The organism is Morganella psychrotolerans (assembly GCF_001676055.1).
Lineage (GTDB): Bacteria > Pseudomonadota > Gammaproteobacteria > Enterobacterales > Enterobacteriaceae > Morganella > Morganella psychrotolerans_B.
In genome coordinates this window covers 18,799-36,933 of the sequence record NZ_LZEX01000015.1, presented here as the reverse complement: position 1 = coordinate 36,933, position 18,135 = coordinate 18,799, and the positions used below count along the sequence as shown (strand labels likewise).

Here is an 18,135-nt window from a genome sequence, read left to right as displayed (position 1 = left end):
CAAGGCGCAGCTCGTCCCGCGAGTTCAACATCACGCGAACTCTCTACCAGTACCTCCGCACGGACGACTGACACATGCCGCGTCGGCTTGATCCTCTCGGCCACGGACGGCGGACCAGCCTGCTCGCGCTGCCGGAAGCCAGGATGACCTGATCCGCTACTACACCTTCAACGATTCCGACCTGTCACTGATCCGCCAGCGGCGCGGCGACGCCAACCGTCTGGGCTTTGCGGTGCAACTCTGCCTGCTGCGCTACCCCGGCTATGCGTTGGGCACTGACAGCGAGCTGCCCGAACCGGTCATCCTGTGGGTGGCCAAGCAAGTCCAGACCGATCCGGCGAGTTGGACGAAGTACGGCGAGCGCGATGTGACCCGTCGTGAGCACGCCCAGGAACTGCGCACCTACCTTCAACTGGCCCCGTTCGGCCTGTCCGACTTCCGCGCCCTGGTGCGCGAGCTGACCAAACTGGCCCAGCAGACCGACAAGGGCTTGCTGCTGGCCGGCCAGGCGCTGGAGAGCCTGCGGCAGAAGCGACGCATCCTGCCGGCGTGAGCGGTGATCGACCGGGCTTGCTCGGAGGCCATTGCACGGGCCAATCGGCGGGTCTACCGCGCCTTGGTCGAACCTCTCACCGACTCGCATCGGGCCAAGCTGGACGAGTTGCTTAAGCTCAAGGCCGGCAGCAGCATCACCTGGTTGACCTGGCTGCGGCAGGCACCGCTGAAACCCAACTCCCGCCACATGCTTGAGCACATCGAACGGCTGAAGACATTTCAGCTGGTGGACTTGCCCGAAGGCCTTGGCCGGCACATCCACCAGAACCGCCTGCTCAAGCTGGCCCGCGAGGGTGGGCAGATGACGCCCAAAGACCTTGGCAAGTTCGAGCCGCAGCGACGTTATGCGACCCTGGCCGCCGTGGTACTGGAGAGCACTGCAACCGTGATTGATGAGCTGGTGGATCTGCACGACCGCATCCTGGTCAAGCTGTTCAGCGGCGCGAAACACAAGCATCAGCAGCAGTTCCAGAAGCAGGGCAAGGCGATCAATGACAAAGTGCGCCTGTACTCCAAGATTGGCCAGGCGCTGCTGGAGGCAAAGGAAAGCGGCAGCGATCCCTACGCCGCCATCGAGGCGGTGATTCCCTGGGACGAGTTCACCGAGAGCGTCAGTGAGGCCGAGCTGCTGGCCCGGCCGGAGGGCTTCGACCACCTGCACCTGGTCGGCGAGAACTTCGCCACCCTGCGCCGCTACACGCCGGCCCTGCTGGAGGTACTGGAGCTGCGCGCCGCCCCGGCCGCACAAGGCGTGCTGGCAGCCGTGCAGACCCTGCGTGATATGAACGCCGACAACCTGCGCAAGGTGCCGGCCGATGCCCCCACCGCCTTCATCAAGCCGCGCTGGAAGCCGCTGGTGATCACCCCGGAAGCCTCGACCGGCGCTTCTACGAAATCTGCGCGCTGTCCGAGCTGAAGAACGCCCTGCGCTCCGGCGACATCTGGGTCAAGGGCTCGCGGCAGTTCCGCGACTTCGACGACTACCTGTTGCCGGCCGAGAAGTTCGCCGCGCTCAAGCGGGAACAGGCCCTGCCGCTGGCGATCAACCCGAACAGCGACCAGTACCTGGAAGAGCGCTTGCAGCTGCTGGACGAGCAGTTGGCCACTGTCGCCCGCCTGGCCAAGGACAACGATCTGCCCGATGCCATCCTCACCGAGTCCGGCCTGAAAATCACCCCGCTGGATGCGGCGGTGCCGGATCGGGCGCAGGCGCTGATCGACCAGACCAGTCAGTTACTGCCGCGCATCAAGATCACCGAACTGCTGATGGACGTGGACGATTGGACGGGCTTCAGCCGCCACTTCACCCACTTGAAGGACGGGGCCGAGGCCAAAGACCGGACGTTGCTGCTGTCCGCGATCCTCGGTGATGCAATCAACCTCGGACTGACCAAGATGGCCGAGTCGAGCCCCGGCCTGACCTACGCCAAGCTGTCCTGGCTACAAGCCTGGCATATCCGCGATGAAACCTATTCGGCGGCCTTGGCCGAGCTGGTCAATCACCAGTACCGCCATGCCTTCGCTGCCCATTGGGGCGACGGCACCACCTCATCCTCCGATGGCCAGCGCTTCCGCGCTGGCGGCCGGGGTGAGAGCACCGGGCACGTCAACCCGAAGTACGGCAGCGAGCCAGGACGGCTGTTCTACACCCACATCTCCGACCAATACGCGCCGTTCAGCACACGCGTGGTGAATGTCGGCGTCCGAGATTCCACCTATGTGCTCGACGGCCTGCTGTATCACGAGTCCGACCTGCGGATCGAGGAGCACTACACCGACACGGCCGGTTTCACCGATCACGTCTTCGCCCTGATGCACCTGCTGGGCTTCCGCTTCGCGCCACGCATCCGCGACCTCGGCGAAACCAAACTGTACGTGCCGCAGGGCGTGCAGGCCTACCCGACGCTGCGCCCGCTGATCGGTGGCACCCTGAACATCAAGCACGTGCGCGCTCATTGGGACGACATCCTGCGCCTGGCCAGCTCGATCAAGCAGGGCACCGTTACCGCCTCGCTGATGCTGCGCAAGCTCGGCAGCTATCCGCGTCAGAACGGCCTGGCTGTCGCCCTGCGCGAACTGGGCCGGATCGAACGCACGCTGTTCATCCTGGACTGGCTGCAAAGTGTTGAACTGCGCCGCCGCGTGCATGCCGGCCTGAACAAAGGTGAGGCGCGTAACTCGCTGGCCAGGGCGGTGTTCTTCAACCGCCTTGGGGAAATCAGGGATCGGAGCTTCGAGCAGCAGCGCTACCGGGCCAGCGGCCTCAACCTGGTGACGGCGGCTATCGTGCTGTGGAACACGGTGTACCTGGAACGCGCCACCCAGGGGTTGGTCGAGGCCGGCAAGCCGGTGGACGGCGAGCTGCTGCAATTCCTGTCGCCGCTGGGCTGGGAGCACATCAACCTAACCGGCGATTACGTCTGGCGGCAGAGCCGCAGACTGGAAGACGGGAAGTTTCGGCCCCTACGGATGCCCGGAAAACCTTAGCGTACGATTTTTTCCGAATTCTGCGGGCTCCCCCATTACAAATGCTAAGCCAAGGATGAAACCAAGAAATGTCGTCGCATCAACGCCCTCGTTTACAAGCTGAACTGCGGTTAATGCGACAATAAATATTGCGATGAATAACTTGTTTTTTTGGCTTAGGTACAAGTAACGGATGAATTCGAGTAACTGCATTAAACTTAACCCTTCCCGTGAATATCCATATACAATTTTAAGCCACTGTCGATGGAATTGGTGAAAATTTGAATGACACTGTCTGCATTCCTACTGAGCAGCGCATCACGCAAAGGAAAATAGTATTTAGGCCAATCTTCTAGTGATGTGGTTCCATAAAGAAAGTGGAAGCTAGGTCCAACACTGACCCAGAGCTGGGTAATCAACGCCATAAGTTCAGGAGAATTAGAGAGTGAAAACATGCGCAACCTCAACGCCCAGTGTAGCTGAACGGCAGTTTGAATTTCCCCGGACAAGTGAGCCACTTCAAGATCTCGAGTCAGTTCCACAAGCGAGCCAAGATCGTCATCAGACATGATATTGATTGAGCGAGTGATCGCGGGCAACTCCAATAACTTCCGGATGCCCATCAATTCAATAAGGCGGTCTGGTTGAATTTCGGGAACCAGAAATGCATGCGAAGGTGAAACATCCAGCGCCCCATATGAAGAAAGCCTGACCAATGCCTCTCGGACAGGGGTGATGCTCATATTTAACGAATTCGCAATGTCTTTGGTGACCACCTTTTGTCCTGGCGCAAGAAACCCCAATATAAGGGCACATTTTAGGCGGTTTTCAACTTGCTGGGTTAAGCTGATCCTACGCGGAGGTTTTGCATTTAATGAGGAAAGAACCCGATCTGAAATATCACTTAATTTAAATTTTTTTTTTATTCATAACAACATATTCCGTGGTGTTTTATGCCTAACAAAGTATTGATAGGAATAATTAATTAGAATTGAATCTTATTGAAAAAGCAATTTAAAGAAGTAAACATATCTTTCATGTCATACGGTCGTGATGCTTTCAGGCTTGAAGCCGAGTATCCTATGGGCTGGGACTGAGGTAATCGAGAGAGGTGGTGAAAGTGAAGGGGTTGATCGATTGTAAGGATATGGAGATTATAGAACAAATTCATAGCATAACGGATTCGCTAGGAAGCAAGGGATTCTCCTATGCTGTTAAGCCTAAGAGCAAACAGCAAAACCCATCTATTGTTTCAAACTTCCCTCAGCACTGGAAAAACAAGTATGAAAAACTATCATTTCATCACATCGATCCTATCATGGTCTACGCTCAAAAAAGTATACTTCCTTTTCACTGGGTGGATGTAGGAAGTAAACCATTTTTGGATGTGAGGAATGTTAGGGTATCCAAGCATGTAATTCCTGGTGTTTTGAATGGGTACACCATCCCCTTACATGACCATATGGATAACGTTATTGCTTTTAGTGTTTGGGGTGAAAAGCAACAACTAGAAATGATGGAGAACGACAAACGCCTTAATGATGACGTATACAGAAGAATTCTTATCCTTCATGAAAGCACATTGCAAAAATACAACCAGTGCCCAGAAGATAAATTGCAGATCCTCAGCGCTAGAGAGCTACAGGTTTTAAATCTGGTAAGTCGAGGTAAAACCTATAGCGAAGTCTCAAATAGATTATCCATTTCAGAGAATACAGTTAAATTTCACGTCAAAAACATATTAACAAAACTAAATTCAAGTAATATGAAACAGGCCATCGCGGCTATGAGAGGATGGTAACCGTTTAGAAATTCAATACCTATGCTAAGTAAAGAGATATAATGCATCGACGAGGTAATTTTAATTGCATAATATCAAAAGGAATCACTATATACGCGAGTGACATTTGCACCGAACCGAGAGCAGATAACCTGCCTGATAAGCAAGCACTCCCTCCTTTTTCCTACCAAATAAACATCGTAGTTTGCAATGGCAGGATGTTCTTTTATTTTATTTTTCAATGCATTAATCACACTCTTGTTTGTTCCCTCTCCTTTAGGGAAGTGAAGTAAATTTACTGAAAATCGTTCTGGTAGAGACTCCAACATGTCCCTTTCATAAAAGTCCTTTTCGGTTTGAGTAATCCAGTAAAAGCTTACTTTTCTGTTCGTGTCATTAGATGCTTCAGTAAGCAATATAGAGCGGGCATAAGAATACCCCGAGCCAAATGCCAGAATGATGATTGGTCTATAGGTATCTAACCGCAACCAAGCATTCCCCATAGGACCGGCAACGCTGACTTTATCACCGACTTGTAGTTTTGACAGAAAACTATCAGGTTTTCCTGTGTCTGCAATATGTAGTTCGATTGTTTGGCCTACCCTTTCAGGAGAGGCTATTGAAAAGTACCCAGAGCGGCCGCACTCCAAAGTTACATGGATGAACTGACCTGATATATAATTCAATTCCGTATCAAAAAACATCCCAACTCGGCATATGTAAGAATTTAAGTTGCTCACACTGGATATGCTAGCAGTCGTCATTTCAACCTCACAGCTTAGGCTGGGATTACCCAGCCTATACGTATTAAATGAACAGGTTGTTTGAATGTCCATTGAGAAGATATTGCCCGCATTGCTGAACAATCGATTCACTGGCAACCGCATGCTGATTCATGGTGTAGCTATCGCGTAACCATTTGTCCATTGGGGTTTCTCTTTTATAGATCGAAGCCCCACCAACAAGGTCATAAAGGGATGAGATAATTTGCCGGGAAACTTCGAACGCTTGCTGCCTTGCCAAGGCAACAGTAATGCGCCGCATATCGCTTAGAGGCTCTTTACCCGTAAGACTATCCCATTGCTCACTTAGAGAGGAATATACAGCGCTACGGGCGCTATAGAGCGCAATTTCGGACTGTGCAAGGACCATCTGTACGCGTGAGCTGTTTTTCCATGAAACGGACAATGAACGGTCGAACTTGTGTTCGGCGAGGCTGATTGCATAGTCCAGCGATGCGCGAGCCATCCCCAGAGGTATCCCTGCCATATTGCGCAGGATCGCATCAGGAACGTCATGCAAAGGGCCTTTACGATACGGCTCACTAAAACTGAAGCTGTGTTCAAAAGGAATAAACAAATCGTTGGCGCAATAATCACGACTTCCACTTGCTGCTAGTCCTGTTGTGTGCCAATTATCCAGCAATTCGTACTCATCTGGTTTAGCCATCATAACCCGCCAAATCGGCGCTCCTTGTGCATCTAAGAGCTTATTTCCGTTTTGGTAAACGTAGCACCCAGCGCTGAGTATGTCGCAGTGGCTTAATCCACTACCAAACCGCCAGCGGCCAGTAACGCGATATCCACCAGGCACTATTTCAGCTTTCCCTTGTGGATGTATCCAACCTGCTGTTATGGAGTCAACAGTGAACATGTTGCGGGCCACTGACTCTTCTATAAAGCCTGAGTAGATCCCAGAGTCACTACCAATCATTGCACACCAAGCTACAGCTGCATCACCTACCGCAAGCTGCTCAATAATCTGCGTTTGTTGAGGTGAGGTTAGTTCCAGTCCTCCCCATTCCATAGGGAAATTCATTCTAAATACACCGATCCTTTTGAGTTTGTTAACTACCTCGGTGGGTAACCGGCGCTGTTCTTCGAACGCTCGACTTTCAGGAGAAACTTCCTTCGCCAGTTTTTTTGCATCAAGTAACAATGATTCGAATGAGATTGCGTGCATTTTGCTCACCTATAAATATCGGTCATTACTGATAATATTATTGGGGTCAATGAATTGTTTTAATTCACGAACGAAGCATCTTTCACCTTCGCCGGGTGTGACTAGTGATGCCCATTTGGCATGCTCAACACCCAGCCGGTACGGGATAAATCCTTTGGCCGTAAATTTTTCATGTAACTTATTTAAGGCTGCTAACGCATCCGCCGACTCTTTCTCGGTTTTCTTAAAAGCGATAGATACGACCAGGTCAATTACATCACCGCTAAGGGCGTTGATCGTAGCTCCACAAAGAATTCCTGTATCTTTGTGAACCTCATCAATCAACTGATAGGCCATTTCCAAGGCATCAGAAGTAAAAGGAATTAACGGGAGGAAGAAGATCCAGCCATTGCCACCAGCATCAATTTTGGTATGACCGGCCCCCAGCGTTTTCCTAAGCAGAGTGTCATTTAGTGAGGTATCGCCAACATGCGCGGCTTCAACTAAATTTGCGATTACATCAGGCCCAGGGTAATTACCTTCGGTGACCGGATTGGATGTCACATTTGTGAACACTTGTGAAGACTCGCACAGCCTTTTGATCAAACTAACTCGCTGCACGACATCATCAGATAAGCCGTCTACACACAGGTGGACAGTATATAAGCCGTCACTACCCCCCCGTAAGTTGAATTGGCCGTGGTGTCATAAATCTTCAATACACCACTACTGAGCCCATTGGCTACCCACTTTTTCAACAGCTGTATTGCTGGTGAAAGCAATTTCCGGCTGAAGTTAAATCGAACTACATTGGTGCTTTCAGGGCGGTTATGGAGTTTGATTACTCCCGCCGTGATGATCCCAAAACTCGACTGAGCAAAGAATTGTACCAGCGAGGGCCCAACACCATGTGAATACACAGGCGTTTCAACATGGCTGGGCCACCAGCCAACGCGAATAACTTTTCCCGTTGGCAATAGAACTTCAATGCCAACAAGGTCTTCAGTCCGTTGGTGACGAAGCCCTACCCCTCTATCCAGCGAGTTGCCGAGGAAGCTAGAGTGAGCAGAAGACGCTGTTATGTTTAACATTTTTGGGGTGCCAATTAACAGCTCAGACAGCTCACCTTGAGTCACGCCAGGCTCAATAATTGCCCAGCCTTGGTCAGTATCAATTTTTCGTACTGTATTTAATTTTTGTAGTTCAACAAGGTAGCTACCATCAGCAAGATCCTTCTTAGAACCAAGTCCCCAGTTATACCCAACACTTACAGGGTGCAATCGGGTTCCTGGAAACTCATTTGCGCCGATCACAATCTGCTGGAGATCAATGAATGAATTTGGCCTAAAAATCCCTTTAATTTTCCTACGGCGAAAAGCACTGACGTTATCAGGCAGACGTTTTGCTCTGAACACACATTCACCATCAACACGAGACTCGATATAGCTCAAGAAATCTTCTTTCATGATATTCACTTATATGGATAAATTATTACTTCAGGGTTTTGTTTTTACGTAACTCAGTTGATCACTGAAAGTACCATCCTGATTAATTAGACGGGTTTTACTGACACCTTCATGAATGTAGCCTGCTTTCAGTGCGACTTTTTTGGAGGCCACGTTTTCGGGTTTAACGCCTAACTCCAGACGATAGAACCCCCCCTCAGTCATGAGCCACTCTGAAAACATCTTTAGAGCTAAGGAAGCATAACCTTTGCCTCGAAAGCCTGAGTAGACACCGTAGCCAACATCACCTACGTTGGGGGGAACTACAGGCCGAAGGCTGATTCTTCCTATTAGTTCTTGCGTTTTATTTTCAAAAATCGAGAGCATCATTTTTTTCCCAGCAACCAATACAGTCCAGCTAAGCGACAGTCTTTATCAAACTGAGAAAATGGAATGTCAGGATAGATAGACCAAAATCGAGTAATAGAGTCGTGGTGATCTTGGAACATTCGAGTTCCATCTGGCCGGGAAGAAACGCGTAGTGTTAGCACTCCATCGGACAGCCCTTCTTTAGGAAATGGAGTGAAGGATTTTTGAACAGATTTAGGACTTGTGAATTGTAGTTCAACCACATCAACATCAGAGCCGTTAGGATCTTTAAACGCAATCAATCCACTTGAACTGAATCCAACATTCAACGCAGCGGCCACGGCTGGCAGGTTGTCCGATTTAATATGGGTAAGAACGGTTTTTCCGGCCTGCTCAAATTCAAGAAGTTGGGGGGTAAGCTTTAGATATTCAGATACAGGATCCGAACACTCTCCCAAAGAATGGGAGATGACGTTTTCAGATACTGGGTGAAGACTAAATAATGACACAACGCCGTTTGAATCAGCTAGGCGAACAGCACGGTGATGCATGTTTAGGGAGTCTAGAGCATGCTTAATATCGCTGCAAAGCAGTGGGGAAGTTGCATGAAGTAGGGAGATCATCGTTAAACCTGTAAGAAGATTATTTAGGCTAGGATGTAGAGCATATAGCCAATTCTTGCAGGTTTAACCTACACAAAAGGGTGGTTTATTGTGCAACGTTTTATTATGGCGTTGTCGTGTTGATGGTCTTTGTCGCTATTTCCAGTTCCTCAATGGTAACACTGCCTTGAAGTATGCCTAATCGGGTGGCGAGGTTTAGACGGCAGTTGACATAGAGCCAAGCCATAGCCCCCATACAGTAGGATTCGCGGCCTGATGGCTGATACTGCCCTTCTTCCATGTCGTCTGCACTACCCTGGTAGGTCGTCTTGTGACAGAAGAAAACCTCTTGGTCTGATGAAAGCAATGTGCGTTTAATGTCATCCAAGCGCCCTTCTGCCAGCGAGATCCCTCCCACCTTTCTGAAGGGGCAATTTGTACAAGGTTTTTTTACTGCAAACAGTTTTTTAATGTTCATGATTCTCCACCGAATTGGGCATAAACATCACGCTGAATAACATTAAGCAAGTGCGGCCAAACAGCACCATTTGGTAGCTCACCGAGTCGATTCATCAAAAAATCCTCACGAGTAAATCCGGAGTTGATTGCTTGGTATAGACATTACCACCACAAGGTTCGCCGTCGAAAGAACACCAACCCCAGGCCGAGTCAACTGCGGTTCCTTTGAGCACTCTGTCGATGCGCGGTAGCTGAAGCATGGCTTCATCATGCAGAGCGGTGTTAGTCTGCTTGAGCATCGGGAGGATCCGGTTACCCATTTCCCACAAGTGGAACAGGATACTTTCATTCACGCCGGGTCTTGCTATCTCATGTATTTCGGGGAGTATTTTTTGAATCTGGCACAGCTGCTGTTCCCAGTTAACATAGAGATCAACTTCCGCCTCGATAGCGGTACGATCAGTAATGACATACGCGCCGTAGATGCGGTGCATTAACACGATGACATCCAGCTCACACAGCCCGTCATTAAGGAAGTTGAAGGACGGAAGGTTGAAGTGCATAAACTGAAGATAAGCAACAGCCATATTGACCTGACGCAAACTCATTGTGGTTTCAATCGCGTAAAAATCATCTTTCCGAATTGCGTAGGTATGAGTAATACGAAACTTATTCATTTCTTACCACCTAAATCCCAGTGCCCAGGGATCGAGTCACTTAAAAGTAGTAACGGAGTGTGTTGCCCACCTGATGGGTACCGTTCGTCCAAAGCGGTATACACGTCATCTGCATCCAAATCCGTCACTCGTAACGCATCCACTAGTCGACAAACGTTCTGCCCTTTGCGTTCCAGATCTACGAGCAAAACGACGACTCGGCATAAGCCTTGCTTAGCACTGGCCTGCGTATATCGAAGTTCGCATGCGATTGTATTGGCTTCAGGACTGTTCGGAATATTCAGTTGCAGATAGGCAATGGCCGCAGCTCGGTTGTGCTCAAGGTTTTTAACCAACGTTAGGATTAATACTGGTATCGAACCAAGATGATGAGGTGATGTCACAATATTAAGTGAGTCACTCATGACAATCATTTTATTGGTCAATTTCCAAAGGTAGGTGCGGTTATTATTGTCCAGAACATAAAGAAAACGGAGCAAAATCACGATAATGGCGATCAGCACGTACACCATCATTTAACTCCGTATTTGATGTCTACTTGCTCGGCGCGCGCAATGCTCCCGGCAATCAATTGCTCGCACTTCTCACGGCGAAAATCTGGGCCTGCCCCGATCTCATCAAACTGAGTTTTCAGCTGGCCGGTGAATTGCTCAATATTTTCACGCATTTTTTCTGTCATGGCCTGCGCTCTTTCATCAGTGCTTTCTTCGGCACCGAGCGCTTTATGTAACGCCTGCTGCATTTTAAGGGCTACCTCTTGGCCTCGCGAACTTGGGCTTTCAATGTACGCTCGGCACTCAGCAATTGAGGTCAGTACAGCACCGTGTGAGCCTGCAATTTCGCCGATGGCTTCGTTAGGCAAAGGCGCGGCTTTTGCTGTGGCAAAGCCCAGAGACAGCATTATGATTATTAATGTAGCGATGGGGAGTTTCATGGTTAACCTCATAGTTTAATTTCGACAGGCAAAGACAGCGCGGCAATACGTTGGATAACAGCGGTTAATAGCGCGATGGGAACGATGGAAGAAAACACCAACCAGTCACTGTTGAGTGACGTATACGACCACAGAGCGAGCACGGCAAGTGAAAGCATGGCGATGATAATCATAATGCTCACGTTGCGAAATACTGCCAAGAAGACCGTTTTGAAGTTACGAAATAATGAGCTCTCACAGCGCACCACAGTCCCGATGAACATTAGCATCATGGGCAGGATGATAAAGGTTGTGAACGTCACCAGGCTGTACATGTTGAAGTAGACCGGGAATAACGACAGGGAGCCTTGTGGCTGGGAGACAGGATCCATTACTAACGGGACTGGAACCTGAGTGTTACCTGCGGCAGCGCTGGCCGTTGGCATATAAAGGCTGAAGCACCAAAGCGCAAACACCAACAAGAATGTGGCAATAACACCGGCAAACAAAGTCACTAGCAGGTTACGGATGTGGTTTTTCACAGGCAGTCTTTTGCCAGTGATCTTTTGATGGGTCAGCGTCATCATCACCAGTGAGGCAATGAATACGGGTTGAAGGATGAAGAAACCAATATCGGCCATTGAGAGTCTCTGCATCATCAGGGAAAGTAATCCCCCTCCAATTAAGGCCGGAACAACCAGCATTAAAACTCCATAAACGCTTACAAATGATTTACAGGTTTCGGTGAAAACGGGCTTGATAGAATGGGAGCTAACTTTCGCGTGTTGCATGGTGGACATTGGAAATCCCTTATTTAAATATGGACTATTGACCGCAACGCTTTTGGTGCGACGAGTGTGAAATGACATTGACCAGGTCACGACGCTTTCGGCGCGTGCTAAGGTCTACAACGTTGGAGCCTGTAGATCGTGAGGCAAGAATAGTCACCTCGGCAGGTTGATAAGCTTTCAGACGGATACCTTGGAATGTTAACGGGATTCCCTCTCCGCCATCTTCATTGCAACGACCACCAGCGAGCTCATGGAGTTTCATGCGCTGTTTCACATCAGAGCCTTGCGGCGAAACTCATCCATGCTCCGGCGATCAGCCAGGCACTTCGAAAGTTCGTCGTTGCTCAATGTAAAGCGGTAGACCACCAGCTTTAACCAATGTTTAAATTTACCCATGACTCTTCCTAAGCAGTTTCGAATGCGTTAATTGTCTCATGCAACTACCGCTGACAAAGAACGTAAAGGAGATCGAAACGCCTTCATTTTTTGCTTGTTCTGGGCTGTTTACCTGATGTTTTATCGTGCCTGTATCGTTGAAAGGTATTTTTTACATTGCTGGTGGACACGCCCGGCAAGGATGATTGAGGCGGTATAGTCAAGGGTGTCTAACCCGAATTCTTTGAGCGTGTCATCGTTAGTTGGCTCAAACCAACGGCGGACGCCACGACGGCTAACTTTTAAAAACCAGGAGACCCCTGTGGCCCTGTCGTGCTCAATAAAAAGGCGTTCAATGCCTGTCTCATCGGTAATGATAAACCCTGAGTCTTTAGGATAAATAAGACCTGAAGCACCGGGAGGGATAGAAGATGAATCTTTGGCGGAAAAAGCCAATCGCTTACCGCGCAAATTAACAAACTGAGTCACACTGTTGTCCTGGGTTTAGATAATCACTGATAACGCGAGCCATATAGGTGTAGAAAAAGCAGCAAAGATGGCATAGCTAACCTATGAGGCCGTTATTTTACGATGATGGGGAACGGTGACGAAGGATAATGGCCGACAAAATGTCGGCTAATTTTGGGAGCGGTAAACGTTGACTTGGCTATGAACACGACTGAACACTTTTACTTCGTCTGAGGACTTATCAACGTCGATAGCGAAGACGCCTAAAAAACGGTACAAGGTACGGTTTAATTCATCACGGGAATGCGCCATAACAATGCGGTAATCCCACGTTTCCTGATAGTTTCTTGTTGCATTAAGGCTTTGTTCAGTGATCTTGTTGCCGTCTGCCAAGAGTGCATTTTTCCACTCTCCAGCCTCATACAAACGAGGAAACCAGACCATTACGCGGCCTGTCAATCCGATGGACTGAACGACTTCAGCAGGCAGAGCCCAGCTGCCTGACTGATGATGTCCCTCTCTTCGGTACCCAAAACATTGCAAAGCATCTCTGTGATATCGGAAAACCGAGTTAGGGCCCACGGCCATGTAGCCAGTATTTATATGCTTTTTTGCAGAGTATCGTTCGTCATAGTCCCAGCGGAAAAACAGGCCTTGATTTTCGAGCTCTTCTTTTTTGTCTTTAACTAAACGGACAAACTCATCAACCAGCTTATTTACCTCGCTGAGAGTTATGTTACTGGCAGGGATCCGTTCCTCCTGGAACCCTGTTGCCTCTACGATATCTAAACGACGCACGGCGTCAGCTTTTCTAGCGTCGTTACTATCATGATGAGCCTCATCAATCTCAAGATAGAGGTTCAGCTGTGGAAAAAGCAGATCAGCAAGGTATATTTTGCCTAAGTGCCCTTCTTTTCGAATGCACTGTTGGCAAACGAACTCAATATCTGGATCATCCAGCGTATGGACGACCCGATTGATAATGTAGTGCTCCCAGCGTTTATGCGAAATCTTTGACAACGCACGGAGTATGTAGTCTGTTTTGCTCATGAGATTACCGTTAATGCCGTAGTATATAGAGTATGCTTCGGCAAATAATTTTAATAAAAATCAATAACGAATAGTTTAACGTTAATGTTTGTCTTATCAAATGCGTTTTCGTAGGAACCTACTTGATTGACTGAGCATTCCCTCTCAATTAACGCCTTAACATTGTCTTGCGTAGCGCTGCCTGGCAGGATGGCAACTATCCTACCTTCACTCTTAACGAATTGCTGAGCATGCTTAACGTGCAATTTCCATCGGTTTTGAGAATAGGGAGGATTCATTAACACTCGTTCGAATAATCCGAGTTGTTTAACTGTGGCATTTAGGAAATTTTGCTGGTAGGTATCCCAGCGTAGGCGCGAGCACGCAGCAGCAACGCTGTTTGTCTCTACCCCAGTTACCTTGATGCCCTCCGGCAAGTTGCGGAGAAGTGTGCCAAAACCGATACTCGGTTCTAATAGTGAGTCCCCTTCTTGCGGGTCACATTCATCCATTGCAGCTTTCTGAAGCTCGCCTGTTGTTGGATAGAACTGATGCGTTTTCTGGTCGGGCAGCGTGCCACTGATGGCGATCGCTTTAAATGCTTCCATCGGCCAAAATTCAAATTCGTAGACTTCAGGTTTAAGCTCTACAGCGCCCAGAATGCGGAAGATGCTATCAAGCTCCTTCCTCACCAGGTCGGCATAATGGTATAGGCGAGGCATTACAATAGTGAATGGTCCTGTGCCATATTGTTTCGCACTGTGTTGGTTGTTTCGCGCCATTTCAGCGAGTTCAGTGCATGTTGGGAACGCAATCCGGTAGTCAATTAAATCGCCTGTGTATTGCGTGTTGTGCGGTGCCTTGTTGGTTTTTCCTCGCTCTTTGAACTGTGGGATGAGGCCAGGCATTCGGTAAGCTAATACCGTATTGAGGTCATCGCACACAGCCTCTGAGACCTGAATATGTACATTGCCATTCAGGAAGCCTTTGCATGTCAGAGTGCCACCGTCTACCGATATCCACTCCCCAACATTATTACTGAGGGATTGCTCTAACGCCCATTTATTCACGATCTCTGCGCCGGGACGGCCTTGCATGAGGCCGATAATTTTACGTAGATCGCTGAGGTAATCCATATTGTCATAACCCCGCTTATAGTCACGGCAAGGCAGGCAATTAGTGATTACCATTTTCGGACTAAATCCTTGCGCCTTGTTGGTTTTGTGAAATACGGACAGGTTTTTGAATACGCCTTCGACCATTTCTGCGAAATAATCTTTTTTCTCGGTGGTCAAGCCTTTGGCTGTGGCAAGCACGTTCTCTTCCGTGAAGGCAACGGGCCGCAGGGTGGTAAGTCGATCTGGTGAAGCTTTGCGCCACTGTCGAAGCGTGTTGTACCATTCATCTTTTCGGGCGGTCGGCATAAAGTTTCGTACCCCAGTCAGATCTAATACCTGTTGCCAGAAAGACTCATCCAGTGCGCATGTGGCGCGCTGGAGATCAAACAGGCAATCAACGGCCAACGTAGTCCCCATCGAGTTGTTACATCCGTCTGTGAAATAGCGAAATGCCTGGCTGTGGCGCTTGCCCATCACAGCGAGATGCAGGGATTCGATTTCGCTACGAGCCTCACGGTACTCCGCGAGCAACTGAGTCAGTGAATTAAACATACGAAACCCTTCATGCGGATTGATACCAGCATGATGACTGTCTTCAGTTTGATACAGGGGTAACATAGGCTGAAATTCAACGGCGCGATTGGGATCGTAGATGGCTAAAGTGGTCATGGAGTACCTCACGGGAAATAGAATTATTATCCTGTGGGGGTAACTGCTGACGAAGTGAATCGGCAAAAAAAAAAGCCTCGTCCTAAACGAGGCATCTATTAAATAAGGTACTACTTTCTTATCTCTCAACACACGTCGTCTTCAAGGTCTTCACCAAATTCATCAAAACAAACTCGCGTTGGGAGAGCGACTCCTTTAGGGCGAAAAAGATGATGGATCTGGAGATTATTCAAAAACTCAGCTTGTATGAGTATTTTTATACTGTTTCGTAGAATATCCGAGGTTGGGCTCAAGATCCAGCCACAATTTACTTGAACACCGTGTCTATCTGTGATTTGCGCGGTGCATTCACTTTCGTGGTTCGAATCCTGATTGCAGTTCGGGCAAAGGAATACGGGCGCTGAACCGCTTTCACTGAGGCACTCGCGAAATTCTTCAGCGGTCGGCCAAGTGTAAGCATCGCAAATTTCCGGCAGGCGCTGATCGCTGTAGAACTGAACTGGCGACTCATGACCCCGAATATCCTCTAGTGACTGGAGGACCCGCTCCGGCGAAAGAGATAACACATCGCTGTATTCTTCCAACTTCGCGTAGATCGTGTTGCGCATGACGGTAATAGATAACACGTCAGCTCCTGAAAGCAAGGCTGTATTCTCAAGCGCCTGAATAGCTCCCTCAACCGAGTTCGGTGGTAATTTGGTGTGAATGCGTTGCGCTATCGATGGTTGGCTCATTTGCACTTCCTTAGGAATGTATATAATGCTGATTTTACTTCGGGTAGTGCCGCTGACCGAATTTACAGGTGCTACAATTTGCTGCTGATGGTTAGGCCATCACTTGTCGGGATGTCAAAGCACAGGGCATTTCCAGACTGATATTCGTAGTCCCCCATCAAATAGCAAAGCTTGAAATTCCTACGATGGTACTGGCGCAGTTCAAGCGGCAGGCCCGGATTGGGGAAAATTTGTAGCTGAACGGTAAATTGGCCCTTAGTGGTCTGAAAATCTGTTTTCATGCCAGTGCCGGTTTCATTATATGTCCGAATAACTGGCTGAGTGACCGCACCAACATCCCAGGTAGTGACCAAGGTTGTCGAACGCCAGTAATAAATTACCGATAATGCAGCAACAATTAACACCAGAAGGAACGCAATCAGGTACTCCCTTGATGAAATCGAATACGACCAGTGCCTGTGCTTTTTGCGTGCACGTTTTTTCCGGCGCGGGGCCCTTTTTTAGTTCGCTCTGTCGTGGACATAGAAAACCTCTTTTTAATCGTTCTTTGCTATTTTTAAACCAGTTAACATATACATGACCTGAAGCTCACTCAAGGCATTAAGATTGAGTTCTTGTATATATCTGTGTATCCCTTCCGGGGTTTCAGTGACCGGCATACCTGGCAATGCTCCTCCCCCCGCACGCTTCGCTAGATGTAAACCGGCATAGATATAATTGACCTGGTGAGAAGAAAGTGTTGCGATGTCCATATGGTCCAGGTAATCCCGCTGCTGCTGAATGCTATAACGCTCCCGGACATCATACTCATCAGGCAGCGCCACAACACCTTCTATGCTGGTCGCCGTGAATTTATCAAAGGAAGAGGAAATGCCTGCAACATTGAACTGTTGATCGGCAACGTAAACAACCTCACCCTTGGTAAGATGACCGTCCTGGCGCTGAAGGAACACTGTGGAACCAGCGTGCAAATTACCGGTCCAATACCCGTTGGATTGAGACATTTCATCCCCCTTTAATTGATCTCACAAATTCATCATATCAGTCGTTCAGAATCGACAAAGCCCGATCAGGTCGGGCTTTTGTTTTGTTTACTCGAATTGACCACCGGAGATGGTTTCCGCTATATCGATCGCCAGGTCGTTATCACTGATATCAGCTAGGCGCTCGTAGCGGTAAAGCGGGATGTTCAGCTGACTGAGTAAGCCAATCAGAAACGCGCTGTTCCCGGAGTCGGCCAGGCGTTCTTCCGTCAGCATTACCAACACAATTTCGCCGCTGTGTACGTCACTGAGGACAAAGTTGAAGTTCATGCGTGACATAAACTGCATGGCACTTTTCACGTCCAGACTCTGGCTCTCAAAATCCTTTTCTTCTGCTTGAATGATGTCTGTTACCCGAACGCGTGGTGCAACGGCATACTGGTCGGCAAACATCTCAATCAGGCGCGAGTACAGGTTGCTGGCATCGCGGGGGAGAAGAAACTTATGCCGCTTGTAGCCAACATAGATTGCGGGTGTCAGTTCATTGTCACTGACAATCACGCTATCGGGATCATCCTGCTGGTAAATTCGCTCCCCAGTCACTTCATCAATGGGAAACAACTCATCCAGCGTTGGTTTCCGATCCCCCTTTTCGCCAACTGGTTTCTTACTTGACTTCCCGGTAAAAAACAGTAAGTAGGCCAACCCTAGCACACCTGCAATAAATACGGCCAATCCAATCATCTTGAAAGACATGACGC

General features: G+C 49.0%; 21 protein-coding genes and 1 pseudogene. 2 read left to right on the top strand and 20 right to left on the bottom strand.

Going from position 1 to position 18,135, the window contains the following annotated elements:
* Positions 1–74: 74 nt before the first annotated feature.
* A pseudogene (locus AYY17_RS11225) lies at positions 75–3,042 on the top strand (Tn3 family transposase).
* Positions 3,043–3,239: 197 nt separating this feature from the next.
* Here the strand turns inward: AYY17_RS11225 and AYY17_RS11215 are convergent.
* Positions 3,240–3,872 carry a GntR family transcriptional regulator gene (locus tag AYY17_RS11215; RefSeq protein ID WP_268873026.1) on the bottom strand — a complete coding sequence of 211 codons (633 nt, stop codon included), beginning with the start codon at positions 3,870–3,872 and terminating at the stop codon, positions 3,240–3,242.
* A 269-nt stretch (positions 3,873–4,141) separates the two neighbouring features.
* On the opposite strand from AYY17_RS11215, the gene AYY17_RS21725 reads away from it, so the two are divergent.
* Complete coding sequence (locus tag AYY17_RS21725) at positions 4,142–4,822, top strand: helix-turn-helix transcriptional regulator (RefSeq protein WP_067423787.1); 681 nt, start codon at positions 4,142–4,144, stop codon at positions 4,820–4,822.
* A 74-nt stretch (positions 4,823–4,896) separates the two neighbouring features.
* On the opposite strand, the gene AYY17_RS11205 is transcribed toward AYY17_RS21725, so the two are convergent.
* The 19 genes from AYY17_RS11205 to AYY17_RS11120 form a co-directional block, all read right to left on the bottom strand.
* Entirely contained in the window at positions 4,897–5,505 is a 609-nt protein-coding gene (locus AYY17_RS11205) for an FAD-binding oxidoreductase (protein ID WP_067423786.1), read from the bottom strand.
* A 103-nt stretch (positions 5,506–5,608) separates the two neighbouring features.
* Positions 5,609–6,763: an acyl-CoA dehydrogenase family protein gene (locus AYY17_RS11200; protein ID WP_067423784.1), complete on the bottom strand. Its 1,155-nt coding sequence runs from the start codon at positions 6,761–6,763 to the stop codon at positions 5,609–5,611.
* A gap of 9 nt (positions 6,764–6,772) precedes the next feature.
* A complete protein-coding gene (locus AYY17_RS11195; RefSeq protein WP_067423782.1) occupies positions 6,773–7,306 on the bottom strand; it encodes a hypothetical protein in 534 nt (177 codons plus the stop codon).
* A gap of 77 nt (positions 7,307–7,383) precedes the next feature.
* The gene (locus AYY17_RS11190; RefSeq protein WP_082981376.1) at positions 7,384–8,208 is read right to left on the bottom strand and encodes an FAD-binding oxidoreductase; all 825 of its coding nucleotides are present in this window, start codon (positions 8,206–8,208) and stop codon (positions 7,384–7,386) included.
* 30 nt (positions 8,209–8,238) lie between these two features.
* Positions 8,239–8,577: a GNAT family N-acetyltransferase gene (locus AYY17_RS11185; RefSeq protein WP_067423779.1), complete on the bottom strand. Its 339-nt coding sequence runs from the start codon at positions 8,575–8,577 to the stop codon at positions 8,239–8,241.
* Complete coding sequence (locus AYY17_RS11180) at positions 8,574–9,179, bottom strand: hypothetical protein (protein WP_067423775.1); 606 nt, start codon at positions 9,177–9,179, stop codon at positions 8,574–8,576. The genes AYY17_RS11185 and AYY17_RS11180 overlap by 4 nt, the downstream gene beginning before the upstream one ends.
* A 103-nt stretch (positions 9,180–9,282) precedes the next feature.
* Positions 9,283–9,636, bottom strand: coding sequence for a hypothetical protein (locus AYY17_RS11175; RefSeq protein ID WP_011039671.1), 354 nt, complete (start codon positions 9,634–9,636; stop codon positions 9,283–9,285).
* A gap of 94 nt (positions 9,637–9,730) precedes the next feature.
* Positions 9,731–10,294: a hypothetical protein gene (locus tag AYY17_RS11170; protein ID WP_067423773.1), complete on the bottom strand. Its 564-nt coding sequence runs from the start codon at positions 10,292–10,294 to the stop codon at positions 9,731–9,733.
* Entirely contained in the window at positions 10,291–10,809 is a 519-nt protein-coding gene (locus AYY17_RS11165) for a hypothetical protein (RefSeq protein WP_156656698.1), read from the bottom strand. Before AYY17_RS11165 ends, AYY17_RS11170 begins: the two co-directional genes overlap by 4 nt.
* Complete coding sequence (locus tag AYY17_RS11160) at positions 10,806–11,228, bottom strand: hypothetical protein (protein ID WP_137022600.1); 423 nt, start codon at positions 11,226–11,228, stop codon at positions 10,806–10,808. The genes AYY17_RS11165 and AYY17_RS11160 overlap by 4 nt, the downstream gene beginning before the upstream one ends.
* 8 nt (positions 11,229–11,236) lie before the next feature.
* Positions 11,237–12,007, bottom strand: a complete 771-nt coding sequence (locus AYY17_RS11155; protein ID WP_067423770.1) for a hypothetical protein — start codon at positions 12,005–12,007, stop codon at positions 11,237–11,239.
* 261 nt (positions 12,008–12,268) lie between these two features.
* On the bottom strand, positions 12,269–12,394 hold the full coding sequence (locus AYY17_RS22545) for a hypothetical protein (RefSeq protein ID WP_268873025.1): 126 nt from the start codon (positions 12,392–12,394) through the stop codon (positions 12,269–12,271).
* Positions 12,395–12,514: 120 nt separating this feature from the next.
* Positions 12,515–12,862: a hypothetical protein gene (locus tag AYY17_RS11150; RefSeq protein WP_067423769.1), complete on the bottom strand. Its 348-nt coding sequence runs from the start codon at positions 12,860–12,862 to the stop codon at positions 12,515–12,517.
* A gap of 147 nt (positions 12,863–13,009) precedes the next feature.
* A complete protein-coding gene (locus tag AYY17_RS11145) occupies positions 13,010–13,891 on the bottom strand; it encodes an AbaSI family restriction endonuclease (RefSeq protein WP_067423767.1) in 882 nt (293 codons plus the stop codon).
* Between the two features lie 50 nt (positions 13,892–13,941).
* On the bottom strand, positions 13,942–15,657 hold the full coding sequence (locus AYY17_RS11140; protein WP_067423765.1) for a DUF4942 domain-containing protein: 1,716 nt from the start codon (positions 15,655–15,657) through the stop codon (positions 13,942–13,944).
* A gap of 125 nt (positions 15,658–15,782) precedes the next feature.
* Positions 15,783–16,391 carry a hypothetical protein gene (locus AYY17_RS11135; protein ID WP_011039662.1) on the bottom strand — a complete coding sequence of 203 codons (609 nt, stop codon included), beginning with the start codon at positions 16,389–16,391 and terminating at the stop codon, positions 15,783–15,785.
* Positions 16,392–16,462: 71 nt separating this feature from the next.
* Positions 16,463–16,795, bottom strand: coding sequence for a hypothetical protein (locus tag AYY17_RS21575; protein WP_156656697.1), 333 nt, complete (start codon positions 16,793–16,795; stop codon positions 16,463–16,465).
* 132 nt (positions 16,796–16,927) lie between these two features.
* Positions 16,928–17,395 carry a hypothetical protein gene (locus AYY17_RS11125; RefSeq protein WP_067423761.1) on the bottom strand — a complete coding sequence of 156 codons (468 nt, stop codon included), beginning with the start codon at positions 17,393–17,395 and terminating at the stop codon, positions 16,928–16,930.
* An 87-nt stretch (positions 17,396–17,482) separates the two neighbouring features.
* The gene (locus AYY17_RS11120) at positions 17,483–18,130 is read right to left on the bottom strand and encodes a DUF2726 domain-containing protein (RefSeq protein WP_067423759.1); all 648 of its coding nucleotides are present in this window, start codon (positions 18,128–18,130) and stop codon (positions 17,483–17,485) included.
* Between the last annotated feature and the right edge of the window lie 5 nt (positions 18,131–18,135).